This is a genomic window from Streptomyces sp. NPDC029138 (assembly GCF_055564375.1).
Genome location: NZ_JBVHWM010000005.1, coordinates 1 through 12,846, shown reverse-complemented (window position 1 = coordinate 12,846; position 12,846 = coordinate 1). Strand labels below are relative to the sequence as shown.

Below are 12,846 nucleotides of genomic sequence, written 5' to 3'. Positions count from 1 at the left end.
CCGGCCCCCGGTGCCGGGGGCGGCAAAGGTGCCCTAATCCTCCCCGTACCGGGGGTCCACAGTCTCCGGCGTCAGTCCCAGCAGCTCGGCCACCTGCTCCACGACCACCTCATGCACCAGCGCGGCCCGCTCGTCCCGCCCCTTGGTCCGGATCTCCACCGGCCGCCGGTACACGACCACCCGGGCCCGCCGCCCATCCCGCGACGGGACGATCCCGCCGAGCGGCACGGCGTCGTCCCCCCACGTCACCTGATCCCCCCGCCCCTCCAGCCGGGGCACCTCCAGCACCAGGAAGTCGATGTCGGCCAGCTGCGGCCACCGCCGCTCAAGGCGTTCCACGGAGTCCTGCACCAGGTCCGCGAACACCTCGGCACGGCTGGCCGCCAGCGGCACCTGCGGCGGCGCGATCGGCCCTCGCATGCCCCGCCCGTGGCGATCACGGCGACGGGGCCCGGGGCCGGCGGCACGGGGCGGTACACGGTTGTCCATCACTGGTGAAGGGTAGTCCCCGCACCCTCCGCACGTCCGGTTCCACGTGGCAACCGGCCCCCCGCCCCCGCGTGTCGCAGGATGACCATTCCAGCCAAGGTCTGGCTCGTTTCCGTAACTCTCCTAGACCACCGAACTCAAGGCAATTGACGGTGTTTGTACGGACTCCTGACCGGACGCGGTCTCGCCGGTCACCCACTGGGCATACGTCCATGCAGGTCAACGAGGTCCGCTCGAAGGAGTGTGTGGGGCGTTTCACAGCACGACACGGGGGAGTGACCTGGTGGAGAGTCGTCGCGGCCCGCTCAAGAGTGCGGTACCGTCCAACGTCGTGAGCCCTGTACGTCGCTGTTCGCGCACCGCCTGCGGCCGACCCGCCGTCGCGACGCTGACGTACGTCTACGCCGACTCGACCGCGGTCCTCGGCCCGCTCGCCACCTACGCCGAACCCCACTGCTACGACCTGTGCGCCGAGCACTCCGAGCGCCTCACCGCCCCGCGCGGCTGGGAGGTCGTACGACTCCTCGACGGCTCCGCTCCCGCGCGGCCCAGCGGAGACGATCTGGAAGCGCTTGCCAACGCCGTGCGCGAGGCGGCCCGCCCGCAGGAGCGCGCGGCCGGGGCGGGCGGCGGCTCCCGTGCCGCCGACCCCATGGAGGTCGCCCGTCGCGGCCACCTGAGGGTCCTGCGCTCCCCGGACAACTGAGCGCGCCACCCGCGAGCATCGCGCCTGAGCCCGCCAACCGCGACACCACCCCCGAGCCCGCCAACCGCGACACCACCCCCGAGCCCGCCAACCGCGACACCACCCCCGAGCCCGCCAACCGCGACACCACCCCCGAGCCCGCCAACGGCGACACCACGCCTCAGCGTCACATCCGAGCGCCCAACCGTGCGCCATGGCTGAACGCCACCCCACGCCACCCCCGTTACGCGTGACGGTCCGGCCCGGCCGGGCGTTACGGAAGGGGGTCCACCGAGCGTGCACCTGGTGTCCGCGCGCGGCGCCCTTACTCCCGGCGGGTAGTTTGTGGGCACCCATAGGACTTCAGGAGGGTTGGCCGTGACTGCTGATCTGTCGCAGATCGTGAAGGCGTACGACGTACGCGGAGTGGTCCCGGACCAGTGGGACGAGGCACTGGCCGGACTCTTCGGCGCCGCCTTCGCGGAGGTGACGGAAGCGGCGGCCATCGTCGTCGGCCACGACATGCGGCCCTCGTCCCCCGGCCTCTCCCGCGCCTTCGCGCGCGGCGCGGCGGACCGCGGTGTGGACGTCACCGAGATCGGCCTGTGCTCCACGGACCAGCTGTACTACGCCTCCGGCGCGCTGAACCTGCCGGGCGCGATGTTCACGGCCTCCCACAACCCGGCCCAGTACAACGGCATCAAACTGTGCCGCGCGGGCGCCGCCCCCGTCGGCCAGGACACGGGCCTGGCGCAGATCCGTGAACTGGTCGAGCGCTGGCTGGCGGAGGGCGCCCCGGAACCCGTGGCCCGGCCGGGAACCCTCTCGGCGCGCGAGACGTTGGAGGATTACGCGGCGTACCTGCGTTCCCTGGTCGACCTCACCTCCGTCCGCCCCCTGAAGGTCGTGGTCGACGCCGGCAACGGCATGGGCGGCCACACGGTCCCCTCGGTCTTCGCCGGCCTGCCCCTGACCCTCGTCCCGATGTACTTCGAACTGGACGGCACCTTCCCGAACCACGAGGCCAACCCGCTCGACCCGGCCAACCTCGTGGACCTCCAGAAGCGGGTCCCGGTGGAGGGCGCCGACCTCGGCATCGCCTTCGACGGCGACGCCGACCGCTGCTTCGTCGTGGACGAGCACGGCGACCCGGTGTCCCCATCCGCGATCACCGCGCTGGTCGCCGCCCGCGAACTGTCCCGCAAGGGCGGCAAGGGCACGGTCATCCACAACCTGATCACGTCCCGCACGGTCCCGGAGGTGGTGAAGGAGAACGGCGGCACCCCTGTCCGCACCCGCGTCGGCCACTCCTTCATCAAGGCGGAGATGGCCCGTACCGGCGCGATCTTCGGCGGCGAGCACTCCGCCCACTACTACTTCAAGGACTTCTGGAACGCCGACACGGGCATGCTGGCCGCCCTGCACGTCCTCGCGGCCCTCGGCGGCCAGGAGGGCCCGCTGTCCGCCCTGGTCGCCCAGTACGACCGGTACGCCGGCTCCGGTGAGATCAACTCCACCGTCGCCGACCAGTCCGCCCGCCTCGCCGCGATCCGCACCGCGTACGAGGGCCGGGCCGACGTCACCCTGGACGACCTCGACGGCCTCACGGTCGCCGCGGCCGACTGGTGGTTCAACGTCCGCCCGTCCAACACGGAGCCGCTCCTGCGCCTGAACGCCGAGGCCAAGGACGAGGCCACCATGACGAAGATCCGCGACGAGGCACTGGCGATCATCAGGGGCTGAGCGGCCCGTCCATGAGCGGTACGCTGACCAGGCATATGCACAGACACCCATACGCCCTCTGAAGGGACAGCCCATGCCGCTCGAAGCCGGTCTTCTGGAGATCCTCGCCTGCCCGGCCTGCCATGCCCCCCTCAAGGAGCAGGACACCGAGCTGATCTGCACGGGCCAGGACTGTGGCCTCGCCTACCCGGTCCGCGACGGCATCCCGGTCCTGCTGGTCGACGAGGCCCGCCGCCCCGCGTGACGAGGCCCGTCACCTCGTAGCACCCCAGGATCCCGCGACCGGAGGCTGCCGCTCATGCTGGACGAATCGCTGCTCGACACCCCGGAGGGCCTCGCCGAGGCCGACCACCGGGGTCTGCTGCGCGGCGCGGCGGAGGCCGGCGCCCGCGTCCGCACCGCCGCCCGGCACGCCGCCGAGGCCGGCATCGGCGAGCTGAAGCCCGACGGCCGCCCCCGCGCGGTCCTCATCGCGGGCCCCGGCGCCGCCGCCACCCACACCGCAGATCTGCTGGGGACGCTGGCCGGCCCCGGCAGCCCCGTCGTCCGGCTCGCCCCCGCCGGCGTCGCCCCCGCCGCGGGCGCGCTGCGCTGGGAACTCCCCGGCTGGGCCGGGTCCGTGGACCTGCTGCTGATCGCCACCCCGGACGGCACCGAACCGAGCCTGTCCCTCCTCGCCGACCAGGCCTATCGCCGTGGCTGCTCGGTCGTCGCCGTGGCCCCGCCCCAGACCCCGCTCGCCGAGGCCGTCGCCGGCGCGCACGGCCTGTTCGTACCGATGGCCACGGCGCCGTACGACCAGGAGGAACCGCTCGCCGCGTCCTCCCCGGGCGTCTTCTGGGCGCTGCTGACGCCGCTGCTCGCGCTCCTGGGCCGGATCGGCCTGATCGCCGCCCCGCCGGACGCCCTGGAGAAGGTCGCCGACCGCCTCGACCACATCGCGGAGCGCTGCGGCCCCGCCATCGCGACCTACAGCAACCCGGCGAAGACCCTCGCCGCCGAACTCGCCGACGCGCTCCCCATGGTGTGGACGGAAGGCACCTCGGCCGGCCCTGCGGGCCGCCGCTTCGCCGCCGCCCTCGCCGAACTCGCCGGCCGCCCCGCCCTCGTCGCCGAACTGCCCGAGGCACTCGCCGCGCACAGCGCCCTGCTGGCCGGCCCGCTCGCCGCCAGCGCCGACCCGGACGACTTCTTCCGCGACCGCGTCGAGGAGCCCCCCGCGCTGCACGCGCGCGTGGTGCTACTCCGCGACCGCCCGATCAGCGGCCTCACCGCCGCCCCCACCGCCCGCGACGTCGCCCTCAGCCACGACACGCCGATCAGCGAACTCGAACCGGAGGAGGGCGGCGAACTGGAGACCCTCGCGGAACTGATCGCCGTCACGGATTTCGCCGCTGTTTACCTGGCGCTCGCTTCCAGGGCCTGATCTTGCTCCGGGCCGGACGACCCGAGCCCGCCCCCGGCGCCGCGACCGGCACAGCCGCCGGCGCCGACCGAGCAGCGCACGTACGGAGACAGAGAAGACACATGGACCGCCTCGACAACACCATCCGCCCCTACGCCTGGGGTTCTGCCACCGCCATCCCGCACCTCCTCGGCGTGGAGCCGACCGGCGAACCCCAGGCGGAGATGTGGATGGGCGCGCACCCGGGCGCCCCGTCGCGCACCGCGCGCGGGACCCTCGTCGAGGTCATCGATGCCGACCCGGAGCGGGAACTAGGCGCCCGCGCGGTCGCCAGGTTCGGCCCGCACCTGCCGTTCCTGCTCAAGATCCTCGCCGCCGGCGCGCCCCTGTCCCTCCAGGTGCACCCCGACCTGGAGCAGGCCAAGGAGGGATACGCCGACGAGGAGCGGCGCGGCATCCCGGTCGACGCCCCGCACCGCAACTACAAGGACGCCAACCACAAGCCCGAACTGATCTGCGCCCTCACCGAGTTCGACGGCCTGTGCGGCTTCCGGGACCCGGTCCAGGCCGCCGACCTGCTCGACGGGCTCGGCGTCGACTCCCTCAAGCCGTACGTCGACCTGCTGCACGCCCACCCCGAGGACGCGGCCCTGCGCGAGGTCCTCACCGCGATCCTCAGCGCCGACCCGGAGGAGATGGCCCACACGGTCGCCGAGGCCACCGCCGCCTGCACCCGCCTCGGCGGCGCCTACGCCCCTTACGCCGACATCGCCCACCACTACCCGGGCGACCCCGGCGTCATCGCGGCCATGCTGCTCAACCACGTCCGGCTCCAGCCCGGCGAGGCCCTGTTCCTCGGCGCCGGCATCCCGCACGCCTATCTCAGCGGCCTCGGCGTCGAGATCATGGCCAACTCCGACAACGTCCTGCGCTGCGGCCTGACCCCGAAGCACGTCGACGTCCCCGAACTCCTGCGGATCGTCCGCTTCGAGCCGAGCGACCCGGGCGTGCTGCGCCCGGAGGCCTCCCCGGAGGGCGAGGAGGTCTACGAGACCCCGATCGACGAGTTCCGGCTCTCCCGGTACGTCCTCCCCGAGGGCGGCGCCGCCCACGACCTCACCCGGGACACCCCGCAGATCCTGCTCTGCACGGCCGGCACCGTCCGGGCCGGCGAGCACGAACTGCGTCCCGGTCAGTCGGTCTTCGTCCCGGCCGGCGAGCGGGCGGAGATCTCGGGCGCGGGCACGGTCTTCCGCGCCACCGTGATCGTGTGACCGAGGCTGTGGACGGGCTGTGGATCATATGACCGGGGTTGTGGATACCTGACGCACCGCTGCCCGGCCGGGCTGCAAGAATGGCCCACCGGCAAAGGCCGGGCAAAGCCGGGCACCCGTCCGGACGGACGCACGAGGGCGACAGAGGCGAAGGGACAACGCGAACACATGAGCGCGTCAGGCGGTACGAAGGCGATCGTGGCGGCACTCGGCGCCAACCTCGCGATCGCGGCATCGAAGTTCGTGGCGTTCGCGTTCAGCGGCTCCTCCTCGATGCTCGCCGAGGGCGTCCACTCGCTCGCCGACTCCGGCAACCAGTTCCTGCTGCTCGTCGGCGGCAAGAAGGCACAGCGCCAGGCGAGCCCGCAGCACCCCTTCGGCTACGGCCGCGAGCGGTTCATCTACGCCTTCCTCGTCTCGATCGTCCTCTTCTCCATCGGCGGCATGTTCGCCATCTACGAGGGCTACGAGAAGGTCCGCCACCCGCACGACCTGGAGCACTGGTACTGGCCGGTCGGCGTCCTCGTCTTCGCGATCATCGCCGAGGGCTTCTCCTTCCGCACGGCCATCAAGGAGTCCAACCACCTGCGCGGCACGCTCTCCTGGAAGGAGTTCATCCGCCGCGCCAAGGCACCCGAGCTGCCCGTCGTCCTCCTGGAGGACTTCGGCGCGCTCATCGGTCTGCTCCTCGCCCTCGGCGGCGTCGGCCTCTCCCTGCTCACCGGCGACGGCGTCTGGGACGGCATCGGCACCCTCTGCATCGGTGTCCTGCTCGTCCTGATCGCCCTGGTCCTGGCCGCCGAGACCAAGTCACTGCTGCTCGGCGAGGCCGCCGGCCTGGAGGACGTCAAGAAGATCGAGGCCGCGATCGTCGACGGCGACACGGTCCCCCGCATCATCCACATGCGCACCCTGCACCTCGGCCCCGAGGAGCTGCTGATCGCCGCCAAGATCGCCGTCCGGCACGACGAAACGGCCACCGAGGTCGCGAGCGCCATCAACGCCGCCGAGTCCCGCATCCGCGCCGCCGTCCCCATCGCCCGCGTCATCTACCTGGAACCGGACATCTACAGCGAGGCCGAGGCCGCCAAGGGCCCGGACCCGGAGGCGACCCCGGGCGGCCCGACCCCGCACCCCGCGGGTCACTGAGGGAAGCTTCGCGGTACGACCCTCAGCCCCGAGCCGGCTGCATGGGCCAGGGCGCCGGCGGCACCGTCGGCGCCTTCCGCCGCCGCACCACCAAGGCGGCGATCCCCAGCCCGATGCCGGTGAGGACCAGCAGACCGCCGACGAGCAGGGCCGCACCCAGCAGAGCCGGGCCCGTACGCTCGTCCGTCACCCGCCCCCGCACGGCGTCCACCGGAACGGTCCCGCCGTGATCCACGGCGAAGAAACGGGAGTCCATCGAGTCGGACCGGTGGTCGCCCATCAGGAACAGCCGCCCCTGCGGCACCTTCACGTCGTACGGCCGGTGCACACCGTCCGCGTCACCCTCGTAGACATACGGCTCCTTGACCGGCTTGCCGTTCACGGTGACCCGCTCCTCGGAGCCCGCGGTCGTGCAGCACGCCACACGGTCACCGCCCACGCCGATCACCCGCTGCATCAAGACACCCTCGGACCGGTAGCGCTCCGGCATCGAGAACACCACGACGTCACCGCGCCGCACCTCGCTCCCGTCCACCCGCTCCCAGACGATCCGGTCACCCCGCTGGTACGTCGGGTCCATGCTCTGACTCGGCAGGGTTCCGGTGCCGTACGCGTCGCGCCCGTACACGAAGGCACCCCCGGTCAGCACCACCCCCAGCAGCCCCGCCACGACCGCCGCGATCCCCAGTCCCCGCCCTCTGCCCGCCATGTCCCGTCCTCCCCGCGCGGCCCATCCGCGACGCGGAGAGTAGCGGCTCCCCGTGAACGCTCCGTGCACCTCGCCCGCCGTGAACGCCCGGCCCACCGCACCCCGCACCGCCTCCGTCCCCGCCCCGGCGGCACCGGCACCACAGCCGAAACGCCTCGAATACGACCCGACGAATGCTCAGGCGGACTGGGGCCGACCGGGGCGTCCGGTGTAGCTTGGGACGGAGCCAGACGTCGCTGCTGATGGCGGTCGGGCGGTCCTGTGCGGGCCGGCCGAGGGAGAGAGGGCCTCCGACGGACTGCGCTGCGCGTACGTGGGCATGCCTGTGTCCTCTTCTCGGGCACCCCTGTGTCCGCCGCCGCGCAGACCAGCCGTACCCACCTCGACCCAACCCCGAGGAGCAGCTCGTAATGACGACTGTCGAGAACCGACAGGACTTCAAGGTCGCCGACCTCTCGCTGGCCGAGTTCGGTCGCAAGGAGATCACCCTCGCCGAGCACGAGATGCCCGGCCTGATGGCGATCCGCAAGGAGTACGCCGAGGCCCAGCCGCTCGCCGGCGCCCGCGTCACCGGCTCACTGCACATGACTGTGCAGACCGCCGTGCTCATCGAGACCCTGGTCGCCCTCGGCGCCCGGGTCCGCTGGGCCTCCTGCAACATCTTCTCCACCCAGGACCACGCCGCCGCCGCCATCGCCGTCGGCCCGAACGGCACGCCCGACAACCCGCAGGGCGTCCCGGTCTTCGCCTGGAAGGGCGAGACCCTGGAGGAGTACTGGTGGTGCACCGAGCAGGCGCTGACCTGGCCGGACAGCCCCACCGGCGGCCCCAACATGATCCTGGACGACGGTGGCGACGCCACCCTCCTCGTCCACAAGGGCGTCGAGTACGAGAAGGCCGGTGAAGTCCCCGCCCTGGACACTGCCGAGTCCGACGAGCACCGCGTCATCCTCCAGCTGCTGCACCGCACCCTGGGCGAGAACCCCCAGAAGTGGACGCAGCTGGCCTCGGAGATCCGCGGCGTCACCGAGGAGACGACCACCGGTGTCCACCGCCTGTACGAGATGCAGCGCGACGGCGTCCTCCTCTTCCCGGCGATCAACGTCAACGACGCCGTCACCAAGTCGAAGTTCGACAACAAGTACGGCTGCCGCCACTCCCTGATCGACGGCATCAACCGCGCCACCGACGTCCTGATCGGCGGCAAGACCGCCGTCGTCTGCGGCTACGGCGACGTGGGCAAGGGCTGCGCCGAGTCCCTGCGCGGCCAGGGCGCCCGCGTGATCGTCACAGAGATCGACCCGATCTGCGCCCTACAGGCGGCGATGGACGGCTACCAGGTCACGACCCTGGACGAGGTCATCGACAAGGCCGACATCTTCATCACCACGACCGGCAACAAGGACATCATCATGGCCTCGGACATGGCCAAGATGAAGCACCAGGCGATCGTGGGCAACATCGGTCACTTCGACAACGAGATCGACATGGCCGGTCTCGCCAAGGTGCCCGGCATCGTCAAGGACGAGGTCAAGCCGCAGGTCCACACCTGGACCTTCCCGGACGGCAAGAAGATCATCGTGCTGTCCGAGGGCCGCCTGCTGAACCTGGGCAACGCCACCGGCCACCCGTCGTTCGTGATGTCCAACTCCTTCGCGGACCAGACCCTGGCCCAGATCGAGCTGTTCACCAAGCCCGACGCGTACCCGATCGGCGTCTACACGCTGCCCAAGCACCTCGACGAGAAGGTCGCCCGCCTCCACCTGGACGCGCTCGGCGTCAAGCTCACCAAGCTCCGCCCGGAGCAGGCCGCGTACATCGGCGTGGACGTCGACGGCCCCTTCAAGCCGGACCACTACCGCTACTGATCCGGTGATCCCGTAGTCCGCCAGCCGGGGGAGTGCGCCGGTGCACCGACGCACCCTCCCCGGCAGGAGATCCTTCGAGGCAGGCCCCCGCACCCCCGTGCCGGGGGCCTGCCCCTTTGGCCCCCGACCCGCGGCCTCCGGCCGGATCAGCCCGTCAAGACCCAGGACCCCCATGCCCCGCGGCCGTTATTCGCTCCACGATCCGCACGATCACACCCCCCTCGCAGAAGAACACTTCCAGTGCGCCCCCGGCCCGTCCGGCTGGCGCTATGTCTCCCGGCTGACCGGCCCCGCCGGGGACCACCGCGGCTCGGTCGACCTCGCCCTGGACGACCTCGGCCGTCCCATCCGCCTCGAACTCCACGCGGGTGGCTGGCAGGTGCGCGGCGCCGCCCTCGACGGCGTCACCTGGGTCCGCACCGACCCCACCGGCATCCATGCCACCGAAGGCAATGTGCGCGCCCACGCCTTCACCGGCACGTCCCCCGCGTTCCTCGTCGCCACCGCCCGGCTCTTGCGCCTCACCCCCTCGTCCGCCGCGACCCGCGTACGCCTCGTGGCCTTCACCGATCCCGTGCTCGCCCCCCGCACCGTGGACCAGTCCTGGGCTCTGGTGGACAGCGAAGCACACGCCTCTGACAACGGCCCCCTGACCGTGGACGAATACCAGGTCACAGCCCTGGACACCGGCGAACAGCACACCGTCCACATCGCCGGCGACGTCGTCCTCGCAGCGCCCGGGATCGAGCTGGAAGACCTTCAGTCACCGCCGTCGAGATTCGACTGACCCCGGCACCTCCGGCGGCCCCGGGCATCGTCAGCGCGGCCTGACCGCGCTCCGCACTACCCCGGGGGCGCGAACCCGGTGGCCGGCCGATCGGCCCGCGACTCGTCCCGCGGCGGAGCCGACGAAGGAGTAAGAGGGGCCTGCGGCGGCTGCGGTGCGGCCTGCTGTGGCTGTGCCATCGGAGGAGCGGAGGGCTGTGCCATCGGAGGCCGGGAGGCTTGTGCCATCTGCGGTGCTGCGGGCCGTGCCACCGGCGGCGCGAAGCCGCCGGACGTCACGCCGCCGCCCCGCCCGAACGCCTGCCGGGCCTCACGGGACTGCCGCTCATGCACCACGGCCGCCAGGAAAGCGGCCGGAGGCAGATCCCGTGGCACCGGCGCCCCGGTACGCTCCGCGAGGTCGGCCGCCAGCCGCTGCGCCATACCCGCCGAGACCTGCGGATCGAGCTGCTGCATCCGGGTCAGGTACTGCCGGACGGCGAGCCACAGCCCGTCCGGGACCGCCGACAGGTCCAGCTCGGCGAACCGGCCCGCGAGCCACGGCGGCGGAGGCGGAACGAAGCCGGTCCGCCCAGTGGGTATCCGTTCCCGCACGACCAGGGTGCCCGCGAACACGTCCCCGAGCCTCCGCCCCCGCGCCGACACCAGCGAGGCGATACAGGCCACCACCCCGAACGTCATCAGGATCTCGACCACCCCGATCGCGCCCCGCACCAGCGCGTGCCGGAAGCGGATGGGCCCACCGTCGTCCCGCACCACCCGGAGCCCGAACGCCAGCTTCCCCAGCGAACGCCCGTGACTGAGCGTCTCGACGGCTATCGGCCCGCCGACCAGCACCAGCAGAAACGTCGCGATCGACAGCGCCAGCTGCGCGGCCTCGTCCAGCGAAGCCGTCGACAGGGCCAGCACCATCATCACGACGATGTACGCGACGATCGCCACCACCAGGTCCAGCAACACGGCCAGCGCTCTGCTCGGCAGCTTCGCGGGCCGCAGTTCGAGCGCCACCGCCTCACCGGTCACCAGCTCACTCACGCCCGCCGCCCTTCCCTGGTCTGCCCCTGAAACGCAAGTCTGCCAAGCTGTGGGCGCATCGCGCCGCGGTACGACAAGCTGACAGCAAGTACGAGCATCCACGACGAGCCGTGGACGACCAGCCGAGGAGCAGGCAGACCCGATGGACCTGGACGTCTTCGTCTCCGTACACCGAGCCGAATGGGACCGGCTCGATGCACTGCTCCGCCGCCGGCGCCGGCTCACCGGCGCCGAAGCAGACGAACTCGTCGCCCTCTACCAGCGCACCGCCACCCACCTCTCCCTCATCCAGTCCAGTGCTCCGGACCCGCAGCTGACAGGGCGGCTCAGCCAACTCGTGGCACGCGCGCGTAGCGCCGTCGCCGGCACCCGCCGCGCCTCATGGCGTGACGTCACACGCTTCCTGGGCCAGGGCTTCCCGGCCGCCGTCTACCGCGCCCGCCACTGGTGGGTGCCCACAGCGCTCGTCTCCACCGCCGTCGCCGTCCTTCTGGGCTGGTGGATCGGCACCCACCCCGAGGTGCAGTCGTCCATCGCGGCGCCCAGCCAGCTGCGCGAGCTGACCCGGCCCGGTGGTGAGTACGAGACCTACTACTCCAGCCATCCGGCAGCCGCCTTCGCGGCCCAGGTGTGGACGAACAACGCCCAAGCGGCGGCGATGTGCCTGGTCCTGGGCATCTTCCTGGGACTGCCCGTGCTCTGGATCCTCTTCCAGAACATGCTCAACCTGGGCGTCGGCCTCGGCCTCATGTCCTCGGCCGGCCGCCTCGACACCTTCCTCGGCCTGATCCTCCCGCACGGCCTGCTCGAACTGACCGCCGTCTTCGTCGCCGCCGGTACGGGCCTGCGCCTCGGCTGGACCCTCATCGACCCCGGCCCGCGCACCCGGCGCGCGGCGCTCGCGGAGGAGGGACGAGCCGCCGTCGGCATGGCGATCGGCCTCGCCCTGGTCCTGTTCGTCTCCGGCGCCATCGAAGGCTTCGTCACCCCCTCCGGCCTGCCCACCTGGGCCCGCATCGGCATCGGAGTCGCAGCCGAGCTGGCATTCCTGACGTACGTCTACGTGCTGGGAGGGCGTGCGGCACGCGCGGACGAGACGGGCGATCTCGAAGCGATGGACCGCAGCGCCTCCGTCCCCACGGCCGCCTGACAGCCGGCGGATGTGCGCTCGACCCCTGTGAGCTGCTAATCTCCTCTTCGCCCCGCGAGAGCCGTTGACACGGAGGGAGTGGGGAGGTAGATTCAAACAGTTGCCTGGAACTGGACAGATCCAGCGGGCAGGCGTTAGAATCTAATTGCTTCACCGAGAGCCGTGAGCGGCACTCCAGGAAGCACCTTCCGAATACTCAGAAATGAGCGGCCGGTCAGACCGGCCAAGAACTTCTGATAAAGTCGGAAAAGCCGGAAAGGGAAACGCGAGAGCGGGAACCTGGAAAGCACCGAGGAAATCGGATCGAGAAAGATCTGATAGAGTCGGAAACGCAAGACCGAAGGGAAGCGCCCGGAGGAAAGCCCGAGAGGGTGAGTACGAAGGAAGCGACCGTTCCTTGAGAACTCAACAGCGTGCCAAAAGTCAACGCCAGATATGTTGATACCCCGTCTCTCTCATACGAGAGGGCGAGGTTCCTTTGAAAAAACACAGCGAGGACGCTGTGAACGGTCGGGCTTATTCCGCCTGACTGTTCCGCTCTCGTGGTGTTGAA

General features: G+C 71.3%; 12 protein-coding genes. 9 read left to right on the top strand and 3 right to left on the bottom strand.

Annotation, left to right across the window (positions count from 1 at the left end; translation table 11 throughout):
- Positions 1 to 33: 33 nt before the first annotated feature.
- Positions 34 to 420 (bottom strand): metallopeptidase family protein, encoded by a 387-nt coding sequence (locus ACZ4WH_RS07090; RefSeq protein WP_468177448.1) that lies wholly within the window; start codon positions 418 to 420, stop codon positions 34 to 36.
- 352 nt (positions 421 to 772) lie between these two features.
- Between ACZ4WH_RS07090 and ACZ4WH_RS07085 the strand changes: the two genes are divergently transcribed.
- The 6 genes from ACZ4WH_RS07085 (at position 773) to ACZ4WH_RS07060 (ending at position 6,745) form a co-directional block, all read left to right on the top strand.
- Positions 773 to 1,195 (top strand): DUF3499 domain-containing protein, encoded by a 423-nt coding sequence (locus tag ACZ4WH_RS07085; RefSeq protein ID WP_468177446.1) that lies wholly within the window; start codon positions 773 to 775, stop codon positions 1,193 to 1,195.
- A gap of 357 nt (positions 1,196 to 1,552) precedes the next feature.
- The gene (locus ACZ4WH_RS07080) at positions 1,553 to 2,917 is read left to right on the top strand and encodes a phosphomannomutase/phosphoglucomutase (protein WP_468177444.1); all 1,365 of its coding nucleotides are present in this window, start codon (positions 1,553 to 1,555) and stop codon (positions 2,915 to 2,917) included.
- A 73-nt stretch (positions 2,918 to 2,990) separates the two neighbouring features.
- The gene (locus ACZ4WH_RS07075; RefSeq protein WP_007382472.1) at positions 2,991 to 3,161 is read left to right on the top strand and encodes a Trm112 family protein; all 171 of its coding nucleotides are present in this window, start codon (positions 2,991 to 2,993) and stop codon (positions 3,159 to 3,161) included.
- Positions 3,162 to 3,215: 54 nt separating this feature from the next.
- The gene (locus ACZ4WH_RS07070) at positions 3,216 to 4,343 is read left to right on the top strand and encodes an SIS domain-containing protein (RefSeq protein WP_468177441.1); all 1,128 of its coding nucleotides are present in this window, start codon (positions 3,216 to 3,218) and stop codon (positions 4,341 to 4,343) included.
- Positions 4,344 to 4,444: 101 nt separating this feature from the next.
- On the top strand, positions 4,445 to 5,596 hold the full coding sequence (gene manA / locus ACZ4WH_RS07065; RefSeq protein WP_468177439.1) for a mannose-6-phosphate isomerase, class I: 1,152 nt from the start codon (positions 4,445 to 4,447) through the stop codon (positions 5,594 to 5,596).
- Between the two features lie 168 nt (positions 5,597 to 5,764).
- The gene (locus tag ACZ4WH_RS07060) at positions 5,765 to 6,745 is read left to right on the top strand and encodes a cation diffusion facilitator family transporter (protein WP_468177437.1); all 981 of its coding nucleotides are present in this window, start codon (positions 5,765 to 5,767) and stop codon (positions 6,743 to 6,745) included.
- Positions 6,746 to 6,767: 22 nt separating this feature from the next.
- On the opposite strand, the gene lepB is transcribed toward ACZ4WH_RS07060, so the two are convergent.
- A complete protein-coding gene (lepB, locus tag ACZ4WH_RS07055; RefSeq protein WP_468177856.1) occupies positions 6,768 to 7,325 on the bottom strand; it encodes a signal peptidase I in 558 nt (185 codons plus the stop codon).
- A gap of 539 nt (positions 7,326 to 7,864) precedes the next feature.
- Between lepB and ahcY the strand changes: the two genes are divergently transcribed.
- Positions 7,865 to 9,322 (top strand): adenosylhomocysteinase, encoded by a 1,458-nt coding sequence (gene ahcY / locus ACZ4WH_RS07050; protein ID WP_468177435.1) that lies wholly within the window; start codon positions 7,865 to 7,867, stop codon positions 9,320 to 9,322.
- A gap of 172 nt (positions 9,323 to 9,494) precedes the next feature.
- Complete coding sequence (locus ACZ4WH_RS07045) at positions 9,495 to 10,109, top strand: hypothetical protein (protein ID WP_468177432.1); 615 nt, start codon at positions 9,495 to 9,497, stop codon at positions 10,107 to 10,109.
- Positions 10,110 to 10,165: 56 nt separating this feature from the next.
- On the opposite strand, the gene ACZ4WH_RS07040 is transcribed toward ACZ4WH_RS07045, so the two are convergent.
- A complete protein-coding gene (locus tag ACZ4WH_RS07040; protein WP_468177430.1) occupies positions 10,166 to 11,143 on the bottom strand; it encodes an RDD family protein in 978 nt (325 codons plus the stop codon).
- Between the two features lie 142 nt (positions 11,144 to 11,285).
- Between ACZ4WH_RS07040 and ACZ4WH_RS07035 the strand changes: the two genes are divergently transcribed.
- Positions 11,286 to 12,293, top strand: coding sequence for a stage II sporulation protein M (locus ACZ4WH_RS07035; protein ID WP_468177428.1), 1,008 nt, complete (start codon positions 11,286 to 11,288; stop codon positions 12,291 to 12,293).
- The last annotated feature ends 553 nt before the right edge of the window (positions 12,294 to 12,846 follow it).

Excerpts from the sequence above, each read along its gene's own strand:
- ACZ4WH_RS07090 (WP_468177448.1), bottom strand. The coding sequence starts at position 420 with ATGCGAGGGCCGATCGCGCCGCCGCAGGTGCCGCTGGCGGCCAGCCGT.
- ACZ4WH_RS07075 (WP_007382472.1), top strand. The coding sequence starts at position 2,991 with ATGCCGCTCGAAGCCGGTCTTCTGGAGATCCTCGCCTGCCCGGCCTGC.
- ACZ4WH_RS07070 (WP_468177441.1), top strand. The coding sequence starts at position 3,216 with ATGCTGGACGAATCGCTGCTCGACACCCCGGAGGGCCTCGCCGAGGCC.
- manA (WP_468177439.1), top strand. The coding sequence starts at position 4,445 with ATGGACCGCCTCGACAACACCATCCGCCCCTACGCCTGGGGTTCTGCC.
- ACZ4WH_RS07060 (WP_468177437.1), top strand. The coding sequence starts at position 5,765 with ATGAGCGCGTCAGGCGGTACGAAGGCGATCGTGGCGGCACTCGGCGCC.
- lepB (WP_468177856.1), bottom strand. The coding sequence starts at position 7,325 with ATGGACCCGACGTACCAGCGGGGTGACCGGATCGTCTGGGAGCGGGTG.
- ahcY (WP_468177435.1), top strand. The coding sequence starts at position 7,865 with ATGACGACTGTCGAGAACCGACAGGACTTCAAGGTCGCCGACCTCTCG.
- ACZ4WH_RS07045 (WP_468177432.1), top strand. The coding sequence starts at position 9,495 with ATGCCCCGCGGCCGTTATTCGCTCCACGATCCGCACGATCACACCCCC.
- ACZ4WH_RS07035 (WP_468177428.1), top strand. The coding sequence starts at position 11,286 with ATGGACCTGGACGTCTTCGTCTCCGTACACCGAGCCGAATGGGACCGG.